Source organism: Polymorphobacter sp. (assembly GCF_048007885.1).
Taxonomy (GTDB): domain Bacteria; phylum Pseudomonadota; class Alphaproteobacteria; order Sphingomonadales; family Sphingomonadaceae; genus Sandarakinorhabdus.
Map to the genome: position 1 here is coordinate 2,057,004 of NZ_CP180346.1, position 22,197 is coordinate 2,079,200.

Below are 22,197 nucleotides of genomic sequence, written 5' to 3' on the forward strand. Positions count from 1 at the left end.
TTCAGCGCGCGAGGCGTAGCAGGGCGGCATGAACCTCAAGCTCACCCAGGCTCCCGCTTGATTTGACCGCCCGTTCCACCGCCAGCACATCGGCCAGCGCGTCCGCCAGCGCGGCTGAGGAAAAGCGCCGCAGCGCTGCGGCAAACACCGGCTTCTCTTTCCAGAACACCGGCGGCCGCGCCGCCTCGATCGCGGCCTGCGCGCTTGCGCCCCGGTCCATTTCCAGCCGCAGCTCAAGCAGCGTCGCCAGCTGCTTGCCGATCCCCCGCAGCGCCATGATGCCCAGGCCCTCGGGCAGCGTCGCCACCATCGCCGCCACATCCGCCCGCCCGGTCAACACCGCCGCGTTCAGCTCATTCTGGTCAAAAGGCTCGATGCCCGCGCCCACCGCCGCCAGCGTCGCCGTGTCCAGCGGCTTCTGCCGGTCGGGAGCGGCGTCCAGATAGAGCGCAATCTTCTCCAGCTCGCGGCGGATCAGCGCCCGCTCGCCGGCGCAGGCCTCGAACAGCATCGCCGCCGCCTCCCGGTCGATCGCCAGCCCGAATTCGCCCGCAAAGGCAGAGAGATCACCCGGCCGCGCCTCCTTGCTCTCGATCACCAGCACGCCCGGCTGCTTGGCCAGCACCAGCAGCGGGCTGCTCTTGCGCAGCCCCTCGGCCACCGCAATCACCGGATTGCCCGCTGGCCCCTCTAGCAGCAGCGTCAGCGCCGGGGCCGCCTTGTCACTCACCCCGTCAACGCGCACCACCGTCTGCCCGCCAAACATCGAGATTGCGCTGGCCGCCGCCACCAGCGCCTGCGGGTCAGTGATGATCTGATCGCCAGTCAGCCGCTCCAGCCCGGCCGGATTGTCGGCCGCCACCAGCCCCTTGCAGATCCGCGTCGCATGGTCGGCCGAGGCGCTAGGGTCATAGCCGTGCAGCAGCAGCAGCCGCGCGCCCGCCGGCCATTCGCGCGCGATCGCGGCCACGCGCTGCGCCGACACGGCTCAGTCCCTGCCGGACGGCGCGGTCTCGCCGGCCCCGCCGCTGCGCGCAAACAGCGCCAGACGCGCACTGATCTGGCGGGCCACTTCGGTCGCCAGCCGTTCCAGCGCCTTCTCCTCCGCCGCCACCACGGCATAGTTGGAGCTCACCCGGTCGATGCCCGAGTCCGATCCGGCCGTGGCATCGAGCACCACCTCATTGTTGCTGGTATCGACCAGCCGGTAGCGGGCGCGCAGCGTGCGCCGCTCACGCGCGGCCGAATTGTCGCCGCGCACACCAAAGGCCACGATCTGGTCATCCAGCTCAACCTCCAGCCGGTAGCGCGTGCCCTCGCGCACCCCGCCCAGCCGGTCATAAAGCGCCTGGCGCACCAGAAACCCCGAGCGGTCGGGGATGGCGGCCACGCTGATCTCCGAAAAGCTCGCTGCCGCCGCCCCGCGGCTGCCATCGGAATAAACCGGCGCCAGCCCGCAGGCTGCCAGCGACAGCAGCAGCGCCGCAAGGCCGGACTTACGCAACAAGGTTCACCAGCCGGTCGGGCACCACGATCACCTTGCGCGGCGGCTTGCCCTCGAGCGCGCGCACCACCTTGTCCCGCGCCAGCACCTCGGCCTCCAGCTCCGCCCGGTCACGGCCCTTGGCGGTCTCGAAACTGTCGCGCAGCTTGCCGTTGATCTGGATGGCGATGGTCACCTGATCATCAATCAGCAGCGCCGGATCGGCCACCGGCCAGGGCGCATCGCAGACCATGCCGGCCATGCCCAGCGCGGCCCAGCCTTCCTCGGCAAGATGCGGACACATCGGCGCCACCAGCTGCAGCAGCACCGGTAGCGCGGCGCTGTGCGTGGCGCTCGGGGCGGCGCGTTCCAGCGCGTTCACCAGCTCATAAAGCTTGGCCACCGCCTTGTTGAACTGCAGCCGGTCGATATCCTCGCTCACCCCGGCGATGGTCCGTTGCAGCAGCCGCGCCAGTCGGTCGTCATGGCCTTCACCGCCGCTCCCGCCATCGCTCGCCAGCCGCCAGAACTCGCTGTACAAAGCGCCAGGCGCCGTCGATGCCCGCGTCAGACCAGGCGAGATCACGCTCCGGCGGGCTGTCGGACAGCATGAACCAGCGCACCGCGTCGGCCCCGTACGCTCCCAGAATCGCATCAGGGTCGATCACATTCTTCTTCGATTTCGACATTTTCTCGGCGCGCCCGACCGTGACCGGCGCGCCGCTTTCAAGCGCAAACACGCCGCCGTCGCGCCGCTCGATGTCGCCCGGCTCCAGCCAGCGGCCATCCTCCATGCGGTAGGTCTCATGGGTGACCATGCCCTGGGTGAACAGCCCGGCAAAGGGCTCAGCGGTGCCGATCCGCCCGATCCGCGCCAGCGCGCGGGTGAGGAAGCGCGCATAGAGAAGGTGCAGGATCGCATGTTCCACGCCGCCGATATATTGGCCCACCGGCAGCCACTGGTCCGCCACCGCGCGGTCGAACGGCGCGTCATCGGGCACGCTGGCAAAGCGGATGAAATACCAGGACGAGTTGATGAAGGTGTCCAGCGTGTCGGTTTCCCGCCGGGCCGGCTGGCCGCAGGCCGGGCAGGCTACGTCCTTCCAGCTCGGATGCCGGTCAAGCGGATTGCCCGGCACGTCGAAGCTGACATCCTCGGGCAGCACCACCGGCAGGTCGGCGCGCGGCACCGGTACCGCGCCGCACTCCGCGCAATGGATGATCGGGATCGGCGTCCCCCAATAGCGCTGCCGCGAAACGCCCCAGTCGCGCAGCCGATATTGCGTCACCGCCTCGCCCCAGCCCTCGGCCTCGGCGCGCGCGGTCACCGCCGCCTTGGCCGCATCGCTTTCCATCCCGTCGAGAACGCGCGAATTCACCATGCGGCCTGGCCCGGTATAAGCGGTGTCGCCGATGGGCGTGTCGGCCTCACCCTCGGGCGCCACCACGCGTGGCACCGGCAGCGCATATTTGCGCGCGAAATCAAGGTCGCGCTGGTCATGCGCCGGGCAGCCGAATACCGCGCCGGTGCCATAGTCCATCAGCACGAAATTGGCCACGAACACCGGCGGCCTCAGCGCCGGGTCGAGCGGATGGATGACGCTCAGACCGGTATCATGGCCGCGCTTCTCCTGCGTTTCGATGTCGGCCGCCGCCGTGCCGCCGGCCCGGCATTCGGCGATGAAGGCGGCCAGCGCCGGGTCGTCCTCGGCCAGCGCCAGCGCGAGGGGATGCTCGGCCGCCAGCGCCACGAAGCTCGCGCCAAACATCGTGTCGGGCCGTGTCGTGAACACTTCGATATTGTCCGCGCGCCCCTCGATGGCGAAGCGGAACTTCAGCCCCTGTGAGCGGCCGATCCAATTCTCCTGCATCAGCCGCACCTTCTCCGGCCAGGCCTCAAGGCCCTGCAGCCCGTCCAGCAACTCGTCGGCGAAATCGGTGATCTTCAGAAACCACTGGTTCAATCGCCGCCGCTCGACCAGCGCGCCCGAGCGCCAGCCGCGCCCGTCGATCACCTGTTCATTGGCCAGCACCGTCTGGTCAACCGGATCCCAGTTGACCGCCGATTCCTTGCGATAGACCAGCCCGGCCGCCAGCAGGTCGAGAAACAGCGCCTGCTCCTGCCCATAATAGTCGGGCTCGCACGTCGCCAGCTCGCGCGACCAATCGAGCCCGAAGCCCAGCCGCTGCAACTGCGCCTTCATGTTGGCGATATTGGCGCGCGTCCAGGCGCCGGGGTGCACGCCGCGCTCCATCGCGGCATTCTCGGCCGGCATGCCAAAGGCGTCCCAGCCCATCGGGTGCAGCACCTCGAAGCCCTGCGCCCGCCGTGTCCGCGCAATCACATCGCCCATCGTATAGTTGCGGACATGGCCGATGTGAATCCGCCCCGAAGGATAGGGAAACATTTCAAGCACATAGGCCTTGGGCTTGGGGCTGTCGTCATCGGCCCGGAAGGTGCCCTTCGCGTCCCATGCCGCCTGCCAGCGCCGTTCGGCGCTCTCATGGTCGAATTTCGTCGACATGGATGCCGATCAATCCATCATCTTGGAGCGGCGAAGGTCGCGGGCGCGCCCAAGGATCACCTCCTCAAGCTTCTGCACCGTGCCAGCGCGTACCGCGGCATTCACCCAGCCCGAGCCGGCCAGCGTCTGTCGCACCGCCGCCACCTGCAGCGCATCGGCACGCAGCTCGGTGTCGAGGATCGTCACTGTCACCTTCACGCGCTCGTTGGGCGCCTGGGGCGTCGAATACCAGTCGGTCACGATCACCCCGCCGTTCGAATCGACCTGCGTGATCGGCATGAAGCTCAGCGTGTCGAGCGAGGCGCGCCACAAATAGGTGTTCACCCCAATCGAGGTCATCCGCGCAGGCGCTTCGGTCAGCTTCACCTCCTTCGAGCCGCCGCAGCCGCCCAGCGCCAGGGCCAGACCAAGAATCACCGCAGCCATCGGGGAAAAACGCATCAGGCGGAGCCTTTGAAAATGTGAAACCTCGCCGCTTATAGGCCGCGCTGCCCGCCCCGCCAAGCGCCCAGCCACGCTCAAAACTGTGCGTTCACCGCCACATCTGGAAAAAAACCCTGAAAAAATGCGGCTCAGCGGACGTTAAGCCCTGTGCGGCGAAAACGACGGCTGATAGGACTTGCGCATGAACAAAGGAGCCGATTCGAGCGGGCTCATTCCCGCCCAGGGACAGGCATCGCCTGTCTGCGTCGCCCTTTTTTCGGTCGTCTCGGCGATTTTGATGACGGCGCCGGCGTTTGCGGCAGATGCGCAGAGCAGCGCGCCCAAGGCCAAGATCACGCTGGAAACACCGCTGTCTCCGTTCCAGCCGAAGCTCGAAAAGTCCACCAATTTCAGCTTCACCGTGCCCGGTGCCGCCTCGGCCCGCGCCCAGACCGAGGGCCGCGCCTTCCGCTTCACGCCCTCGGGCCGCTCCGATGACAGCAAGGCCTTCTCGCTCGGCGTCGCCGCGCGCACGCTGGCGCCCATGCCCAGCGCCCGCACGCTGTCCGCTGCGCCCGAAACGATTGTCGCCGGCCGCGCCTATAATGTCGATGTCTCGGTGGCCTGGAAGGGCTTCTCGCTCAACACTGGCTACACCCATTCCGACACCGCGGCGCAATCCACTCCGCTCGCCAGCACCCGCGATGCCGTCGATGTCGGCCTGAGCTATGGCGGCAAGAACTGGCGCACCGGCCTGCAGGGCACCGCCGAAGAGCGCTCCGTCCTCGCCTTCACCCCGCTCGAGCGGCGCTATTCGGTCGCGCTCGGCGGTGCCTATATGGTCGCCCCCCGCCTTTCGGTCACCGGCGGCGTCCGCTACAAGCTCCCGCCCGAGCAGCCCAGCCTCCTCGATGCGGACCGTGGCGACCAGTCGGTCTACGTCGGCACCAACATCGCTTTCTGACAAGGTGAGCGCGGCTGACCGGCTCGCCGGCGTCCTCGCGCGCATGGCCGTTGCCAGCAAGGCCGCCGGCCGTGCGCCCGCCGACACCAGCCTGATCGCCGTCACCAAGACCTTCGCCGCCGCCGACATTGCTCCGCTCATCGCCGCCGGCCACCGCCACTTCGGCGAAAACCGCGTTCAGGAAGCCGCCGCCAAATGGCCCGCGCTGCGCGCCGCCACCCCCGGCCTCACGCTCCACCTCATCGGCCAGCTGCAATCCAACAAGGCCGATCAGGCGGTCGCCCTGTTCGATGTCATCCATTCGGTCGATCGCCCCTCGCTCATCACGGCGCTGGCCCGGGCGATGGCCCGGGCCGGGCGGCAGCTGCCGGTGCTGCTCCAGGTCAATATCGGCGCGGAAGAGCAGAAGGGTGGCTGCGCCATCGCCGACACCCCCGCGCTGCTCGCCGCCGCGCGCGAGGCCGGGCTTGATGTCACCGGCCTGATGGCGGTCCCGCCGGCCGACCGCGAGCCAGCCCCCTATTTCGCGCTGCTCGCCAAAATGGCGCGCGAGCTTGGCCTGCCCCAGCTCTCCATGGGCATGTCGGGTGACTTTGAAACCGCCATCCAGCAGGGCAGCACCATGGTCCGCGTTGGCAGCGCGCTGTTCGGCGCCCGCCAATAGCGCTCAGGCCAGCAGGTCGGCGGCCGCCTCAATGATCGCGTCACTGTCCAGCCGATATTCGCGGTAGAGATCGGGCAGATCGCCGGTCTGGCCAAAGCGGTCGATGCCAAGCGGGCTGACCCGCTGCCCGCGCACCCCGCCCAGCCAGCTCAGCGCCGAGGGCGAGCCATCCAGCACCGTCGCCAGACCGGCGCTGGCCGGCAGCGCGCCCAGCAGCGTCTCGACATGCGAAGGCACGCTCTGCCCGCCCCGCCAGCGCCCCGCCCGCGCCGCTGACCAGCCCCGGTGCAAAAGGTCCGCCGAGGTCACGTTGAGCACGCCCAGCCCCGGCACATCCTCGGCCAGCGCCTCGGCCGCCGCCATCACCTCGGGCGCCACCGCCCCGGAGAAGACCAGCGCCAGGCGCGTGTCAGCCGCGGGCGCGCGCAGCCAATAGCCGCCCTTCAGCGCGCCCTCGCGCCAGCTGTCATCGGCGCGCGTCGGTTGCGGGATCGCCCGTGTCGTCAGCCGCAGATACACCGAGCCGCCATCCTCGGCCTGCATATGGGCAAAGGCCCAGCCCATCATCGCCGCCAGCTCATCAACAAACGCGGGCTCAAAGGCGGTCAGCCCCGGCTGGCCCATGCCAATGAGCGGCGTGTTGATCGACTGGTGCGCGCCGCCCTCCGGCCCCAGCGTCAGCCCCGAAGGCGTCGCCACCAGCAGGAAGCGCGCATCCTGATAACAGGCATAGTTGAGCGCATCGAGCCCGCGCGAAATGAACGGATCATAGACAGTCCCGATCGGCAGCAGCCGCGTGCCGAACAGCGGTCCGGTCAGGCCGGCCGCCCCCAGCACCAGAAACAGATTGTTCTCGGCAATCCCCAGCTCGACATGCTGGCCGGCCGCATGCCCTGCCCATTTCTGCGGCGAGGGGATTTTCGCGCCGGCAAACACATCCTTCAGCTCCTGGCGCCGAAACAGCCCGCGCGCATTCACAAAGCCACCAAGATTGGTCGAAACGGTCACATCGGGCGAGGTCGTCACGATCCGGTCCGCCAGCGGCGCGCCCGATTTTGCCAGGTCGAGCAGGATCCGCCCAAAGCCCGCCTGTGTCGCCTGCTCCGCGCCCGTCGGCACCGGAATCGCCGGCACTGCGACGCGCGCCGCCTCTGGCTCCGGCCCGCGCGCCGCCAGCGCGCTGCGGCTGACAAGCGCCTTCAGCTCGGCCGCCACATTGTCGCCCAGCCCCGCCCAGGGGTCCCACTCCTCGCCCTCGGCAATGCCCAGCCGTTCGCGCAGGCCCGCGATCTGGCTGGGGTTCATCAGCCCGGCGTGATTGTCCTTGTGCCCGGCAAAGGGCAGCCCCATGCCCTTGATCGTATAGGCGATGAACACCGTCGGCCGGTCGTCCGCCGCAGCCGTCTCAAAGGCGTCGAGCAGCGTCTCGATGCAATGCCCGCCAAGGTTGGTCATCAGCGCCGCCAGCGCCTCGTCGTCATGCGCCTCGATGAGCGCGCATGCCGCCGCGTCACCCGCCAGATCGGCCAGCAGCCGCGCCCGCCAGGCGCTGCCGCCCTGATAGGTCAGCACGGCATAATCGGCATTGGGGCAATTCTCGATCCAGTCCTGCAGCGCCTGCCCGCCCGGCTTGCGGAAAGCGGCTTGCAGCTTCTTGCCATGGCGCAGCGTCAGCACCCGCCAGCCACAGGTCTCGAAAATATCGTCGAAGCGGCGGAACATCCGGTCAGCCGTCGTGCTGTCCAGCGACTGGCGATTGTAATCGACAATCCACCAGCAGTTGCGCAGGTCATGCTTGTAGCCCTCGATCAGGCATTCATAGATATTGCCCTCGTCCAGCTCGGCATCGCCCATCAGCGCGATCATCCGCCCGGCCTCGGCCTCGGCCAGCTGGCCATGGGCGATCAGATAATCCTGCATCAAGGCGGCAAAGGCCGTCACCGCCACCCCCAGCCCCACCGAACCGGTCGAGAAATCGACCGGAATCCGGTCCTTGGTCCGGCTGGGATAGCTCTGCGCCCCGCCAAAACCGCGAAACGCCTGCAATTGTTCCACGCTCTGCTGCCCCAGCAGATAATGAATGGCGTGCAGCACTGGCCCGGCATGGGGCTTCACCGCCACCCGGTCCTGCGGCCGCAGCACATGGAAATAGAGCGCCGCCATGATCGCGGTCATCGAGGCGCAGCTGGCCTGATGCCCGCCCACCTTCAGCCCGTCGCGGCTGTCCCGCAGATGATTGGCATTGTGGATGGTCCAGGCCGACAGCCAGCGCAGCCGTGTGTCGAGCGCCTCAAGTGCTGCCACCAGCGCTGCCCGGTCATCCACAATCTCTGCCACCGCCATCAGGCCCTCCATCGAAGAGCGCAAGATAATCCAGTGCGCCCCGGCCAGTCCTTGCTATTTCAGCCTCGTTTGAGCCAGAAAGGGACGAAACCTGCCTCGAAAGTCCCCCTATGAGCAATGATCTGCCAATATCGCTCGACAGCTTCGACCGGGCGATTCTCGCCCATCTCCAGCGTGACGGCCGCGCCACCAATCAGGAGATCGCCGATGCCATCGGCCTCTCGCCCAGCCCCTGCCTGCGCCGCATCCGCCGGCTTGAGGCCGCCGGCGTCATTTCGGGCTATGTTGCGCTGCTCGATCCCGCCGCCATCGGGCTCGGCATCACCGCCTTCATCCGCGTCCGCCTCGATCGCCAGCAGGACAGCGGGCTGGCCGCTTTCGAGGCGGCCATCGCCGCCTGCCCGGAAGTCATGGAATGCTACCTCATGACCGGCGAGGCCGATTATCAGCTCCGCGTGCTGGTCGCCTCGATCGCCGATTTCGAGGATTTCATGCGCCACCGCCTCACCACCATCCCCGGCGTCGGCCAGGTCACCAGCAGCTTCGCGCTCCGCCCCGTCGTCACCCGCACCGCGCTGCCGGTTGCTCAAAGCCAGCCGCGCCAGCGCGCAATCACATAGGGCAGCACCGCAGACAGCAGCATCAGCCCCAGCGCCAGCGGATAGCCCCAGGGCTGGCCCAGCTCGGGCATGAAGGCGAAGTTCATCCCATAGATGCCGGCCACCAGCGTGGGCGGCAGAAACACCACGGCAAATACCGAGAAGATCTTCAGCACCGCATTCTGCTCGATGCTGATCAGCCCCAGCGTCGCATCAAGGAGGAAGGTGATGGTGCTGCCCAGATAGCTGGCATGGTCGGTGAGCGAAGCGAGATCGCGCGTCATCGACTTGATCTGTGCCGAGCGCTCGGCATCCTTGGGCAGGCTGAGCGCCAGAAAGCTGGTCGCGCGGGACAGGCTCACCGCCGATTCGCGGGTCTTGGACAGCGCATCCTGCGCCGTGCCCAGCCGCTGCAACAGCGATTGCAGCGCGATGTTGGACAGCCGCTGCGGCCGTCCGCTCGCCCCGCCCCGCCAGAAGGCCTGCCGGTTGATGTCGTCGATCTCGACGGCAATCCGCTCGATCGAATCCGCCAGCCGGTCGATCACCGTGTCGAGCAGCATCATCAGCAGCGCCGCCGGCGTCGCCGGGCAGCCCCGTGCCGTCTGCACCATCAGCCGGTCGATCGCCGTCAGGTCGGTGAAGCGCACCGTCACCAGGGCCTTGGGGCTGAGGATCACGGCGAGGGGATGCAGCTCGGCCGCCAGCACATCCTTGTTCTTCAAGATACCCGTCGCCAGGCTCAGCGTCAGCACCACCGCGTCGTTCTCGCGGTAGAGCCGGCTCGAGGCCTCGATCTCGCGCAGATCCTCCCGGCTGGGAATCTCCACCCCGAGCGCGGCCTCCAGCCCGGCATCCTCGGCTGCCGTCGGGCAGTCCACATCGACCCAGAGCGCATCGGCCGGCAGCGGCGCCTGCGCCCCCGCCGTCCCCGGCACCAGCCGCCCGTTCACCAGATGATGCACCACCAGCATGGCCAGAGAGGTGCATGAGCCGGCAAGCCCGGTCAACAACTGTAACCATGGCCCTGCCGCCGCCCGAACCGCGCGTGTCGACATGCCCGCTGTCCGCGGGCCTGCGCAGAGGTTAGGTTGGGTCATGACCACGTCCGCCACGCTTGTGAAGCGCCACCCGCTGTGGGTCCGCGCCGCCCATTGGCTCAATGCCGCTCTCGTCGTGCTGCTGCTCGGCACCGGGCTCAACATCTTCAACGCCCATCCCGCGCTCTATTGGGGCAAGCGTGGCGCCAGCGTCGATACCGAGGCCCGCTGGCTGATGATCGGCAACATCGGCCCGCGCGGCAAGACCTTGATCGGCGACACCATGTTCGACACCACCGGCCTGCTGGGCCGCTCGGCGTCGCCCGCGGGCACCGCGCAGAACATCGCCTTTCCGCACTGGGCCACCATCCCTGGCTGGCGCAACCTCGGCGTGGCGCGCAACTGGCATTTCTTCGGTGCCTGGCTGCTCATCCTCAACGGGCTGGCCTATCTCGGCTGGGGCCTCGCCAGCGGCCAGCTGCGCCGCCGCCTGCTGCCGGGCCGCGCCGATCTCGCGCCCGCCAATATCTGGCATGACATCAAGGACCATGTGCGGCTCCATTTCCCGCGCGGGGCGGCGTCGCTCGCCTATCAGCCGCTGCAGAAGCTCGCCTATTCGGGCGTTGTCGTCCTCTTGCTGCCGCTGATGGTCCTTTCCGGGCTGGGCATGTCGCCCGGCATCGATGCCAGCTGGCCCTGGCTGCTCGATGCGTTCGGCGGCCGCCAGAGCGCGCGCTCGGTGCATTTCCTCGCCAGCTTCGCGCTGGTCGCCTTTGTCCTCGTCCATCTGCTGATGCTGATTTCTGGCAGGCCCCTGGCGGCTGATGCGCGGCATGATCACCGGCTGGCAACGTGTGGAGACCGCGCCATGATCCTCACCCGCCGCGCCCTCGCACTCGGTTCCGGCCTCGCGCTGGCCGGCTGCGACAGCCTCATCCGTGACCCCAAGGCGCTGGCCGTGGCCAAGAGCGCAGAACAGGCCACCCAGCGCTGGCAACGCCTCATCGGCCGCGATGCGCTGGCCCGCGAGTTCAGCGCCGCCGACATCTCGCCGGTGTTCAAGGCCAATGGCACCGTCGCGCCCACGTCAGCCGCCTATCAGGCCCATGCCGCCAGCGGCTTTTCCGACTGGCGGCTCAAGGTCAGCGGCCTTGTCGAACGCCCGCTGTCGCTCTCGGTGGCCCAGCTTCAGGCCCTGCCCGCCCGCAGCCAGATCACCCGGCATGACTGTGTCGAGGGCTGGAGCGCCATCGGCGGCTGGGCCGGCCCGCCGCTCGGCCTGCTGCTGAACGCCGCCGGCGTGCGCGAGAGCGCGCGCTACGCCGTCTTCCTCTGCGCCGATACCTACAGCACCAGCGGCGTGCGCTACTATGAAAGCATCGACCTGATCGACGCGTGGCACCCGCAGACCATCCTCGCCCTGCGCCTCAACAATGCCCCGCTCGATGTCGCCCACGGCGCCCCCGTGCGGCTGCGCGTCGAGCGTCAGCTCGGCTACAAGCACGCCAAATATATCGAGGAGATCGTGCTTGCCGCCTCGCTCGACGGTTTTGGCGACGGCAAGGGCGGCTATTGGGAAGATCGCGGCAGCTATGAATGGTATGCCGGCATCTGAGCCTCAGCCCCCAAACGCCAGCCCCACCCACAGCGTGCGCGGCTGCGCCAAATCCAGCAAGCCGTTGCCCGAGATTCCGCTCACCACCTGCGTGTCGGTCAGATTCTCGCCGCGCAGCGTCAGCGCAAAGCCGCCGCCCAGCGCGAGGCGGGCGCTCGCGTCAAAGGTCGTCGCCGGCGGCAGCCGCCGCAGGTTCTGGTCATCTTCAAAGGCCGCTGCCGTGTGCCGCACCGTGCCCGAAACACCAAGCGCGCCGCGCGCATAGGCGAGCGTGCCCGACACGCTCGCCGTCGGGCTCTGCGCCGGCCGCAGCCCATCCAGCGCCGCCGCCGCCCCGCTCGCCCGCACCCGCGCATCGGCAAGGGCGGCCGACACGGTCGCCGTCACCGCGCCCGCCTGCACCCGCGCATCCAGCTCCAGCCCTTGTGTGCGGATGCTGTCGAGGTTGGTCCGCTGGCGGAAGCTGCCCGCCCCGCTGACAAAGCCGACCAGCGGAAACACCCCCGGCCCCCGCGCCAGCGTCACATTGCTGATCGCGCCGTTCAGGCTGTTGGCAAAGCCGGTCAGGCTGAGCTGCACAGCGGGGATGGGCTGCCAGTCAAAGCCCGCCTCCACGCCGCGCGCGCTTTCGGGCGCCAGATCGGGGTTGGCCGCCGTCGCGTCCGGCCCCACCCGGAACGAACGGTAAAGCTCATTGGGCGTCGGCAGGCGGAAGCCCGAATAGGCAGCCGCGCGCAGGCTCAGCCCCGCCACCGGCTGCCATACCGCGCCGCCGCGCGCCGTTGTGCGCGTGCCACTGCGCGGCGGGGTCATCACATTGCGCAGCCCCGCCCCGGTCGCCGCCACCTGCTCGAAAATCCGCCCCTCGCCGATATGCCAGCGGTCAACCCGCACCCCGCCGGTCAGCGTGAAGCCTTCTACCAGCGCCGCACTCGCCTCAACGTAGCCGCCGATCAGGCTGGTCGATCCACCCGCCTCGCGCAGATTGGCGAAATCGCCGTTCAAAAAGCGGAACCGCTCGTTGGTCGTGCCTTCGGCGCGCCGCCCGTCCACGCCCAGCCGCAGGTCGAAAGGCAGCGGCGGCCGCACCTCCAGCCGCCCACCCACGCCGGTCGCCGGGGTCTTGAACTGGTCGAGCGCCGGCGTCGCCGTGCTGCGGTCGGCCGAAATGCTGGCGAAGCGGCTGGTGAAATTGCGCGTCTGCACATAGGCCAGCGCATCCACGCCCCAGTCGCCGCGGTGCACCACCCTGATCGAGGCGTCCGCCCCGTCCGTGCCGCTGTCGATGATCTCCACGCCGCGCGTCCGCCGGTCGGTGAAGGCGCGGAAGCTCACCTGCACTTCGGTCTGCGGCCCCACCGGCACCACCGCGCGCAGGCTCCCGCCCGTGCTCCGATAGCGCGCCGGAATGTCCACCGCCCCGCGGTCATCTTCCGGCACCAGCAAATAGCCGTCACCCTCGTCATGGCGCAGGCTCGCCGTCACAAAGCCGCCGCCCAATGAGACCGCCAGCCCGGCATTGGCACTCAGGCTGTCACGGCTGCCATAGTCCAACCCCAGCGTGACGGGCGCCAGCAGCTCAGGCCCGGCGCTCACCAGGTCAAGCGTGCCCGCCACCGCGCCGCTGCCAAAGGCGCCGCCGCCGCCGCCGCGCACCACGCGGATCGCCGCCAGCCGCGCCGGGTCGATGGCGGCAAAAGGCAGATAGCCCGCAAACGGGTCTGCAATCGGCACCCCGTCGAGCAGCACCAGCGCCCGGCTCGCCGCATTGCCGCCCAGCGCGCGCAGGGTCAGCCCCTGGCTCGTCGGGTTGGCGCTGCGACTGTCGGTCCGCCGGAAGCTCGCCAGCCCGGCGACATCGCGCAGCGCATCCTCCAGCCGCCCCGAGGCCGTCGCGGTCAGCCGTTCCGGCGTCACCGTCACGCTGCTGAAGGCGGCCGCGCCCGCGCCCAAGGGCAGCGGGCGTCCGGTCACGATGATTTCGGCGGGCAGCGAGGGCGGGGGTGGGGGCAGGGCGTCCATGGCCCCTCATGGACAGACAGACCCCTTGCTGGCAAGACCTTCAAACCTATCAATTCAGGAGATGCCATGACCGGCTGGCTCTATCTTTCGGTTGCGATCATCCTCGAAATCGCCGCTACCACGCTCCTCAAAATGTCGAACGGGCTCGACCGCTGGGGCTTCGCCGCCGCCTCCATCGGCGTCTATGCGCTCTGCTTCCTCGCCCTCGCCCCGGCGCTCAAGTCGATCCCCGTCGGCATCGCATACGCCGTCTGGTCGGGCGTCGGCATCGTCGCCATGGCCGTCATCGGCATCATCGCCTTCCAGCAAAAGCTCAGCCCGGCGCAGATTGCCTGCATCGCCCTCGTTCTGGTCGGCGCGCTCGGCCTGCGCCTCACCACACCCGGGGGTGGCGAGCTTTAGAGCCTGACCAGCATCTTGCCGGTATTGGCCCCTGAAAACAGCCCGATGAACGCATCGGGGGCGCGCGCGATGCCTTCCTCCACTGTCTCCTGCCACTTGATGTCGCCGGACGCGATCCAGCCCATCATGTCCGACAGGAATTGCGGCCTCAGGGCGGCAAATTCGAACTGGATGAAACCACGGATCATCAAAGACTTGCCGACAACCTGCATGATGTTGCGCGGCCCCGGCGCAGGCGCGGTGGCGTTATAGTCGGCGATCATCCCGCATTCGACAAAGCGCGCAAAAGGCCGGGCATTCTCGATCGCCACTTCCAGATGCTCGCCGCCGACATTGTCGAAATAGATGTTGATCCCCTTGGGCGCCGCCGCCTTCACCGCCGCATTCAGGTCACCGCAGCTCTTGTAGTTGATCGCATGATGCACCCCCAGGGAGCGCAGCCAGTCGCACTTCTCGTCGCTGCCCGCGCTCGCCACCACGGTGCAGCCCTTGATCCGCGCGATCTGCGCCACGATCGAGCCCACGGCCCCGGCTGCACCTGACACGAACACCGTCTCGCCCGGCTGCGGCTTGCCGATCTCCAGAAGGCCCGCCCAGGCGGTAAAGCCGGGCATGCCCAAAACGCCCAGAAACGCCTGCTCCGGCACGCCGCCCGCGCGCGGCAGCTTTTCGAGCGCGCCCGCAGGTGCCACAAAGCCCTCGCGCCAGCCGAACATGCTCGACACCAGGTCGCCGGGCGCGAAATCGGGCGAGCGGCTCTCCACCACCTCGCCCACTGCTCCGCCCTGCAGCGGCTCGCCAATGGCAAAGGGCGGCACATAGCTCGCCCGGTCATACATCCGCCCGCGCATATAGGGATCAACGCTCATCCAGTGGTTGCGCACCATCACATCGCCCTCGGCGAGCGCGCCCAAGGTCGTCTCCGCCAGCTCGAAATGCTCATGCGACGGCACACCCACAGGGCGGCTCTTCAGCCTGATCTCACGGCTCTGCATCGTCACTCTCCTCAGGTCGCGGCGCCTGTCCGCGGCACGTCCACCGCACCTTCTTCATCCATCGCCCCGGCCGCATCAAGCGCAATCGGCCCCCGGATCAGCCGGTCCACGCCCGAATAATCGTCGCCCGAACACAGCTGAAGGTCCAGCCGCTCGGCATCGCGCCGCCGATACTCGGCCTCGATCGCGTCGATCATGCCCGCTGCCGTCCCCAGCTCGGCCAGCGCCTCGCGGCCCAGCATCACCCCGCTCTCGAAGGTCTCGCGCACCGCCCGCTCCACGCCCGAGCGCTTGAGCGACAGCCAGTGCATCCGGTCATGCGCGCGCGCCAGCACCGGCAGGTCGGGCCACACCGCCCACACCGGCCCCAGCGTCGTCACCGGGTCCCACGCCCCGTCCACCGCATAAACCAGCAGCGAGGCCTCCTCCACGCCAGCGGCGCGCAAAATGTCCACCCGCCGTCCATCGCCGAAATAGACCTTGTTGCCAAAGCGCCGCGCCACTTCGATCTGCTCGGGGTCGAAATCAATGGCCGTCACCTCCACGCCGCGCGCGCGCAGCATCTGCGCCACCACTTGCCCGACACGCCCCATGCCGACCACAATCGCCCGGCCCTCGGTGCCCGGCCCATGCACCGCTGCTTCCGGCCCGTCCGGCGCGGCGCGGCCGCGCCCCGGCAGCCGAAGCCGCATCGACAGCGCAAAGATGATCGGCGTCAGCGCCATCGACACCGTCACCACCGCGCCAAACAGCTGCACCGCCTGCGGCTCCAGCAGCAGCCCGCGCTGCGCCTCGGCAAACAGCACAAAGCCGAATTCACCGCCCTGGCTGAGCAGCAGCCCCATCTTCAGCGCCGACAGCCAGTCCTTCCCGAACAGCTTCGCCAGCCCCATGATGACCAGCGTCTTCACCCCCATTACGGCCGCCACCAACGTCAGCACCAGCGCCCATTGCCCCTGCACCGTATCCAGATCGAGCGTCATGCCGATGGCGATGAAGAACAGGCCGAGCAGCAGCCCGCGAAACGGCTCGATGTCGGCCTCCAGCGCATGGCGATAGGGGCTGTCGGCCAGCATCACGCCGGCGACAAAGGCGCCCAGCGCCATCGACAGGCCAAAGGACGCCATGAAATAGGCGCTGCCCATCACCGAGAGCAGCGCGGCTGCGACAAAGGCCTCGCGCGCGCCCAGCGTGCCGATGATGCGGAACACGGCGGGCAACAGATAGCGCCCCACCAGCACCAGCACGCCCAGCGCCGCCACGGTCATCGCCCCCACCTGCCAGCCCGGCGGCGCATCGGGGTTGGGCACCCGGCTCAGCGCCCCCACCACGGTCAAGAGCGGCACGATCGAAATGTCCTGAAACAGCAGAATCGAGAAGGTCCGCTCGCCAAAGCTCGTGCCCGCCAGCGAGCGTTCGGCCAGAAGCTGCATCACCAGCGCGGTCGAAGACAGGCCCAGCGGCATGCCCACCACCAGCGCCGCCTCCCAGCTCAGCCCGGTCAGCCCCTTCAGCGCCAGCGTCAGCGCCAGCCCGCACAACACCACCTGCGCCGCCCCCAGCCCGAAGATGTCACGCCGCATCGCCCAGAGCCGCGAGGGCTGCAGCTCCAGCCCGATCACGAACAGCAGCAGCACGATCCCGAATTCGGCATATTGCAGCACGCGCTCCGGCTGGCTCACCAGCTCCAGCGCCGATGGCCCGATCAATATGCCGGCAGCCAGATAGCCCAGCACCGCGCCCAGCTTGGCGCGCACGAACAGCGGCACCAGCACCACCGAGGCGCCCAGATAAACCACTGCCTCCGGCAGAAACGCCGGTGTCTCCGCCGCCGCCATGCTCAGGCCGCCACGCGCGCTGCGTCCACCGCTGCAATGGCCGCATCAAAGGCGAGCAAGATCGAAGGATGCCGCGCGCGGTAGGGGCGCGCAGGCGCAAACACCGTCATCCCCGGCCAGTCGGGCGCGCTCTCGCCGCCGGCCAGCCAGTCGGCCAGCGCCGCGCGCGCCGCCGCCAGCGCCGCCCGGTCGCGGCCGATGATCTCGCGCGCCACCAGCGTCGCTGCCGCCTGCCCCAGCGCGCAGGCGCGCACCTCCTGCCCATGCGCCGCCACACAGCCGGCCTCGTCCAGCCGCACATCCGCCGTCACCCGGCTGCCGCAAATGGGGGAAACCTTCGCCGCGCTGCCCTGCGCATCCGCCAGCCGGGTCGCCTCGCCGCCTTCGGCCGCCAGCCGCAGGATCTCGCGGTTGTAAAGTGTCTCGCTCATGCCTCTTTCATAGCCGAGCCGCCGCCCGCTGGCGAGACGCCTGCAAGGGCGCTCATTGCCGCCGCCAGCGCGTGCCCTGCGGCCCATCCTCAAGCACGATGCCGCGCGCTGCCAGCGCATCCCTGAGCCGGTCCGATTCCGCCCAGTCGCGCGCCGCGCGCGCCGCCGTGCGCGCCGCCACCATGGCCTCGATGTCGCCATCATCATCGCCGCCCCCGGCCGCCGGCAGCGCAATCCCCATCAGCGCCAGACCCGCCACCGCCTCGCCCGGTGCGGTGCGCACCGCCTTGCCCAGCTCGGCCAGCGCCAGCGGCGTGTTCAAGTCATCAGCCAGCGCCGCCACCACGCCCGCCGGCGGGGTCGCTGCCGCCGCCACCCCGTCCAGCGCCCGCGCCCAGCGCGCCAGCCGCGCCTTGCTGTCGGCCAAAAGCTGCGCGCTCCATTCGAGCGGCTGGCGATACTGGGCGGAAAGCAGCGCGAGCCGCAGCACGCCGCCGTCCCAGCCCTCGTCCAGCAGCGCGCCGACGCTCACCACATTGCCGAGCGACTTCGACATCTTGTCGCCGCCGCCCATGCTCAAAAAGCCATTGTGCATCCAGATCCGCGCCAGCGCCGCCCCGCCATGCGCGCAGCGCGATTGTGCCAGCTCATTTTCATGATGCGGAAATTGCAGGTCCAGCCCGCCGCCATGAATGTCGATCGTCTCGCCCAGCTGCTCCGCGATCATCGCCGAACATTCGATATGCCAGCCCGGCCGCCCGCGCCCCCAGGGGCTGTCCCAGCCCGGCTGGCCGGGCGTCGAAGGCTTCCAGAGCACAAAGTCCGCCGCCGCGCGCTTGTAATCGGCCGCCTCCACCCGCGCCACCGCCGCCATCTCGTCGAGCGGCCGCCGCGAAAGCTGCCCATAATCCGGGTCGCGCGCCACCTCGAACAGCACATGCCCGTCCGAAACATAGGCATGGCCGCTGGCGATCAGCCGGGCGATCATCGCCGTCATCGCGCCGATGCTCGTCGTCGCATGCGGCTCAAGGTCGGGCCGGCGCACCCCCAGCGCCGCCATGTCGGCCAGATAATGATCCTCATAGCGGCGGCTCACCGCCTCGATCCCCAGCCCTTCGGCGTCGGCGCGGGCCATGATCTTGTCGTCAATGTCGGTAATGTTGCGCGCATAGACGACATGGCCTTCGCCATAGACATGGCCGAGCAGCCGCTGCAGCAGGTCAAACACAACGGCGGGCCGCGCATTGCCGATATGCGCCCGGTCATAGACCGTCGGCCCGCACACATACATGGTCACCCGCCCGGGGTCGCCCGGCTCAAGCCGCGCCTTGGTGCGCGACAGCGTGTTGTAAAGCCAGATCTCCGCCATCGTCAGATCGGCGTCGAGGGGATCTGTTTTTCCTGCTCGTCCAGCAGCTTGTCGAGCGCGCTGCGGTCCTCGCCGCGGTAGCCATCGGCCTCGTCAGCGCCGCCGCCAAATCCCGGCAGCCCCAGTCCGGCATGCGGGTCGCCGCCCGCCAGATCGCCGTCGATCCGCCGCGCCTCATCGACAAAGTCCACCAGCAGGCGAGATGCGATCACCAGCGTCGGCGTCGATTTCGCCTGCGCCATCCAGTCGGGCTGCGGCTGGCCGGGAAACACTGTCTCGATCCCCATCACCACCAGCAAAAACATCAGCGTCGCCGCCACCACGCCCTTGGCCGCGCCAAATCCCAGCCCCAAAATCCGGTCCACCGGCCCGATCACCGAGGCGCGCGTCTTCCGGCTCAGCGCCCCGCCAATCAGCCGCACCGCCAGAAAGGACCCGACAAACAGGCCCAGCAGCGCCACCGCCGCTGCCCCCGCCTCATTGTCGATCCAGCCGCCGACATAGGTCTTGGTCTGCACATGAAGAACGCGCACCGCCAGCACGCCCGCCACCCAGGCCAGCAGCGACACCACTTCGCCGACAAAGCCGCGCGCCAGCCCGCCAATCGCGGCAAAGCCGACAATCGCCGCCACGGCATAATCGAAAACGGTCAGTTGCTCGAGCATATGACCGCTCTAGGCGGCGCCCGTCAAACGGTCAACGAGCGCGCCCAAGCTGCCCAGCGCCTCGATCCGCATCGCCCCGCCGCCGCTCGTCCCCTTGGGCACATAGGCGCCCGCAAAGCCCAGCTTCGCCGCCTCCTTCAGCCGCAGCCCCGCCAGCCCCGCCGGCCGCAGCTCGCCTGAAAGCGCCACCTCGCCAAAGGCCACCCAATCGAGCGGCACCGGCCGGTCGGTCAGCGCGCTCACAAGGGCTGCGGCCACCGCCAGATCCGCCGCCGGGTCCTGCACCCGGAAGCCGCCGGCCACGTTCAGATAGACTTCGTGATTGCCAAACCCCAGCCCGCAGCGCGCCTCCAGCACCGCCAGCAGCATCGACAGCCGGGCCGAATCCCAGCCCACCACGGCCCGCCGCGGCGTCGCGCCCGACGGCAGCTTCACCACCAGCGCCTGGATCTCGCACAACACCGGCCGGGTGCCCTCAAGCGCGGGAAACACCACCGCGCCCGATACCGAGCGCCCATCCTCGCGCGCGGTCAGAAACAGCGAGGACGGATTGGCCACCTCCTCCAGCCCGCTCGCCCCCATGGCGAACACCCCGATCTCGTCGGTCCCGCCAAAGCGGTTCTTCACCGCCCGCAGCACCCGGTACTGGTGGCTGCGCTCGCCTTCAAAATAGAGCACGGTATCGACCATATGCTCCAGCACGCGCGGCCCCGCCAGCTGCCCGTCCTTGGTCACATGGCCGACCAAAATCAGCGCGCAGCCGCTCGCCTTGGCATAGCGGATCAGCTCCTGCGCGCTCGCCCGCACCTGGCTGACCGTGCCCGGCGCGCCCTCCAACGTGTCCGAATGCATGGTCTGGATCGAATCAATGACCAGCAGCGCCGGCGGCGGCCCCGCCGCCATCGTCGTCAAGATATCGCGCACGCTGGTCTCGGCCGCCAGCGCCACGTCGGCCCTGGCGAGGCCCAGTCGCCGCGCCCGCAGCCGCACCTGATCGGCCGCCTCCTCGCCCGACACATAAGCCACCTTGTGCCCGGCCGCCGCCATCCGCCCCGCCGCCTGCAAGAGCAGCGTCGATTTGCCGATGCCCGGATCGCCGCCAATGAGCACCACCGAGCCCGGCACCAGCCCGGCCTTCACATTCGGCCCCCCACCGCCTTCGGGCCCAATGCCGCCCAGCGCCCGGTCCAGCTCGCCCACCCCGGTCGACAGCCGCTCCGGCAGCGCCACTTCATCGGCCAGGCTCGCCATCTCGATCCGCCGCCCGCCGCCGGCCAGCGAATGCTTGGCGGCAAAAGGCGTCACCACGGCGCTCGCCTCGGCCTGAATCGTGTTCCACGCCCCGCAATCGCCGCACTGCCCCTGCCAGCGCGCCGACACCGCCCCGCACGCCTGACACACATATCGCGTTGCCGATCTGGCCATCACCACCTCACGAACATAACCGGAACATATCCACAGCCGCCCGACACAACAAGCGCTTTTTCCGCCCGCCCTTTCCCAATCCCCCGCCTTGGGCTAGCAGACAGGAATGCGCATCCTCCCCGCCCTCCTCTCCGCCCTGCTCATTTCCGCTCCGCTCGCCGCGCAAACACCCACCGAGGCAGCGCACGCGAAAATCGCCGAAGATTACAACCGCATCGTCGCCGAGATCGCCGAGCTTACGGAAATCCCCGCGCCGCCTTTCAAGGAGGCCGCCCGCGGCGCCCGCTATCTGCAGATGATGCAGGCCGTCGGCCTTCAGGATGTGAAGCAGGACGAGATCGGCAACATCACCGCGCTGCGTCCCGGCAGGAACCGCACGGCCAAGGCGCTCGTCGTCTCCGCCCATCTCGACACCGTCTTCCCCGAAGGCACGCCGATCTTCGTCCAGCGCGACGGCAACATCCTGCGCGCGCCCGGCATCGGTGATGATACCATTGGGTTGGCCTCGATGCTCGCCTGGGTCCGTGCCATGGACACCGCCGGCATCGAGACCGAGCGCGACATCATCTTCGTCGCCACCGTCGGCGAGGAAGGCCCCGGCGACCTGCGCGGCGTCAAGCACCTGTTCACCGAAAACCCGCTCAGGGCGCGCATCGGCGATTTCATCAGCTTCGACGGCAGCAGCATCACCGGCATCACCCACGGCGCGGTCGGCTCGCGGCGTTACCGGGTCACCTTCAAGGGCCCCGGCGGCCACAGCTACGGCGCCTTCGGCATCGTCAATCCCATGGTCGCCATGGCCAATACGGTCACCGGCCTCTACGCCATCACCACCCCCACTGACATCAAGACCACCTATGCCGCCAGCACAGTGAGCGGCGGCACCTCGGTCAACTCCATCCCCAATGCCATCACCATGGAGTTCGACATGCGCTCGCGCTCGCCCCAAAATCTGGCCGCGCTTGAAGCCCAGCTGCTCGCCCTCATCAACCAGTCGGTCGCTGCCGAAAATGCCGCCCGCAGCACAAGGTTTGGCGAAATCAGCGCCGAGCCGGTGCTGATCGGGGACCGTCCCGCCGGTGAAACCCCCGCCGATGATCCGCTGGTCCGGGCCGCCGCCGCCGCCATGACGCGCGCCGGCTATGATGCGCCGCTGCGCGCCTCCTCCACCGATTCCAACATCCCCATCAGCCTCGGCATCCCGGCCATCACCGTGGGCGCCGGCGCCGGCGGCGGCCGCGCCCATGCGCTCGATGAGTTCATCAGCATCGAGCGCGAGCCCTTCGTCAAGGGCATCCAGACCGGCCTCGACATCGTGCTCGCCGCCGCCGCCATCACGCGCGACTGAGCCGAACCGCCCGCTTGTCGGGCTCCCCATTCGCGCCTAGCGTTGC

The 22,197-nt window shown here is 68.9% G+C and carries 18 protein-coding genes and 2 pseudogenes; 7 read left to right on the plus strand and 13 right to left on the minus strand.

Features of this window, described 5'->3' with window-relative positions:
- Position 1: 1 nt before the first annotated feature.
- The 4 genes and pseudogenes from holA to ACMVO5_RS09845 all read right to left on the minus strand — a co-directional run bounded on the left by holA (position 2) and on the right by ACMVO5_RS09845 (position 4,449).
- A complete protein-coding gene (gene holA, locus ACMVO5_RS09830; RefSeq protein ID WP_416907339.1) occupies positions 2-985 on the minus strand; it encodes a DNA polymerase III subunit delta in 984 nt (327 codons plus the stop codon).
- A gap of 3 nt (positions 986-988) precedes the next feature.
- Entirely contained in the window at positions 989-1,504 is a 516-nt protein-coding gene (gene lptE, locus ACMVO5_RS09835; RefSeq protein ID WP_416907340.1) for an LPS assembly lipoprotein LptE, read from the minus strand.
- Positions 1,497-4,008, minus strand: a pseudogene (gene leuS / locus ACMVO5_RS09840) (leucine--tRNA ligase). Before leuS ends, lptE begins: the two are co-directional and overlap by 8 nt.
- Positions 4,009-4,017: 9 nt before the next feature.
- Positions 4,018-4,449 carry a DUF3576 domain-containing protein gene (locus ACMVO5_RS09845; RefSeq protein WP_416907341.1) on the minus strand — a complete coding sequence of 144 codons (432 nt, stop codon included), beginning with the start codon at positions 4,447-4,449 and terminating at the stop codon, positions 4,018-4,020.
- A gap of 184 nt (positions 4,450-4,633) precedes the next feature.
- Here ACMVO5_RS09845 and ACMVO5_RS09850 point away from each other — a divergent pair, with 184 nt between their 5' ends.
- Both ACMVO5_RS09850 and ACMVO5_RS09855 read left to right on the plus strand, forming a co-directional pair.
- Complete coding sequence (locus tag ACMVO5_RS09850) at positions 4,634-5,395, plus strand: hypothetical protein (protein ID WP_416907342.1); 762 nt, start codon at positions 4,634-4,636, stop codon at positions 5,393-5,395.
- Between the two features lie 43 nt (positions 5,396-5,438).
- Positions 5,439-6,059 carry a YggS family pyridoxal phosphate-dependent enzyme gene (locus ACMVO5_RS09855; protein WP_416909350.1) on the plus strand — a complete coding sequence of 207 codons (621 nt, stop codon included), beginning with the start codon at positions 5,439-5,441 and terminating at the stop codon, positions 6,057-6,059.
- A gap of 3 nt (positions 6,060-6,062) precedes the next feature.
- Here the strand turns inward: ACMVO5_RS09855 and ACMVO5_RS09860 are convergent, their stop codons facing one another.
- Positions 6,063-8,402, minus strand: a complete 2,340-nt coding sequence (locus ACMVO5_RS09860) for a transketolase (RefSeq protein WP_416907343.1) — start codon at positions 8,400-8,402, stop codon at positions 6,063-6,065.
- 110 nt (positions 8,403-8,512) lie between these two features.
- Here ACMVO5_RS09860 and ACMVO5_RS09865 point away from each other — a divergent pair, with 110 nt between their 5' ends.
- The gene (locus ACMVO5_RS09865; protein ID WP_416907344.1) at positions 8,513-9,022 is read left to right on the plus strand and encodes an Lrp/AsnC family transcriptional regulator; all 510 of its coding nucleotides are present in this window, start codon (positions 8,513-8,515) and stop codon (positions 9,020-9,022) included.
- Here the strand turns inward: ACMVO5_RS09865 and ACMVO5_RS09870 are convergent.
- Positions 8,989-10,059, minus strand: coding sequence for a magnesium transporter CorA family protein (locus ACMVO5_RS09870; RefSeq protein WP_416907345.1), 1,071 nt, complete (start codon positions 10,057-10,059; stop codon positions 8,989-8,991). The two genes, ACMVO5_RS09865 and ACMVO5_RS09870, sit on opposite strands and share 34 nt — an antisense overlap.
- A gap of 40 nt (positions 10,060-10,099) precedes the next feature.
- Between ACMVO5_RS09870 and ACMVO5_RS09875 the strand changes: the two are divergent.
- Positions 10,100-10,798: pseudogene (locus ACMVO5_RS09875) on the plus strand (cytochrome b/b6 domain-containing protein); the annotation flags it as partial.
- A 111-nt stretch (positions 10,799-10,909) separates the two neighbouring features.
- Positions 10,910-11,656, plus strand: a complete 747-nt coding sequence (locus ACMVO5_RS09880) for a molybdopterin-dependent oxidoreductase (protein ID WP_416909351.1) — start codon at positions 10,910-10,912, stop codon at positions 11,654-11,656.
- 3 nt (positions 11,657-11,659) lie between these two features.
- Here the strand turns inward: ACMVO5_RS09880 and ACMVO5_RS09885 are convergent, their stop codons facing one another.
- The gene (locus tag ACMVO5_RS09885) at positions 11,660-13,678 is read right to left on the minus strand and encodes a TonB-dependent receptor (protein WP_416907346.1); all 2,019 of its coding nucleotides are present in this window, start codon (positions 13,676-13,678) and stop codon (positions 11,660-11,662) included.
- 66 nt (positions 13,679-13,744) lie between these two features.
- On the opposite strand from ACMVO5_RS09885, the gene ACMVO5_RS09890 reads away from it, so the two are divergent.
- On the plus strand, positions 13,745-14,080 hold the full coding sequence (locus ACMVO5_RS09890; protein ID WP_416907347.1) for a DMT family transporter: 336 nt from the start codon (positions 13,745-13,747) through the stop codon (positions 14,078-14,080).
- Here the strand turns inward: ACMVO5_RS09890 and ACMVO5_RS09895 are convergent.
- From ACMVO5_RS09895 to radA, 6 genes are read right to left on the minus strand one after another with little or no spacing between them, the layout of a single operon-like run.
- Positions 14,077-15,075: an NADP-dependent oxidoreductase gene (locus tag ACMVO5_RS09895; RefSeq protein ID WP_416907348.1), complete on the minus strand. Its 999-nt coding sequence runs from the start codon at positions 15,073-15,075 to the stop codon at positions 14,077-14,079. The two genes, ACMVO5_RS09890 and ACMVO5_RS09895, sit on opposite strands and share 4 nt — an antisense overlap.
- An 11-nt stretch (positions 15,076-15,086) precedes the next feature.
- Positions 15,087-16,913 (minus strand): monovalent cation:proton antiporter-2 (CPA2) family protein, encoded by a 1,827-nt coding sequence (locus tag ACMVO5_RS09900; RefSeq protein ID WP_416907349.1) that lies wholly within the window; start codon positions 16,911-16,913, stop codon positions 15,087-15,089.
- Positions 16,914-16,915: 2 nt separating this feature from the next.
- Positions 16,916-17,344: an iron-sulfur cluster assembly scaffold protein gene (locus ACMVO5_RS09905; protein WP_416907350.1), complete on the minus strand. Its 429-nt coding sequence runs from the start codon at positions 17,342-17,344 to the stop codon at positions 16,916-16,918.
- Positions 17,345-17,396: 52 nt separating this feature from the next.
- The gene (gene cysS / locus ACMVO5_RS09910; protein ID WP_416907351.1) at positions 17,397-18,713 is read right to left on the minus strand and encodes a cysteine--tRNA ligase; all 1,317 of its coding nucleotides are present in this window, start codon (positions 18,711-18,713) and stop codon (positions 17,397-17,399) included.
- A 2-nt stretch (positions 18,714-18,715) separates the two neighbouring features.
- Positions 18,716-19,378 carry a CvpA family protein gene (locus tag ACMVO5_RS09915; protein WP_416907352.1) on the minus strand — a complete coding sequence of 221 codons (663 nt, stop codon included), beginning with the start codon at positions 19,376-19,378 and terminating at the stop codon, positions 18,716-18,718.
- Positions 19,379-19,387: 9 nt separating this feature from the next.
- Positions 19,388-20,803, minus strand: a complete 1,416-nt coding sequence (gene radA, locus ACMVO5_RS09920; protein ID WP_416907353.1) for a DNA repair protein RadA — start codon at positions 20,801-20,803, stop codon at positions 19,388-19,390.
- 106 nt (positions 20,804-20,909) lie between these two features.
- Between radA and ACMVO5_RS09925 the strand changes: the two genes are divergently transcribed.
- A complete protein-coding gene (locus ACMVO5_RS09925) occupies positions 20,910-22,151 on the plus strand; it encodes a M20/M25/M40 family metallo-hydrolase (protein ID WP_416907354.1) in 1,242 nt (413 codons plus the stop codon).
- The last annotated feature ends 46 nt before the right edge of the window (positions 22,152-22,197 follow it).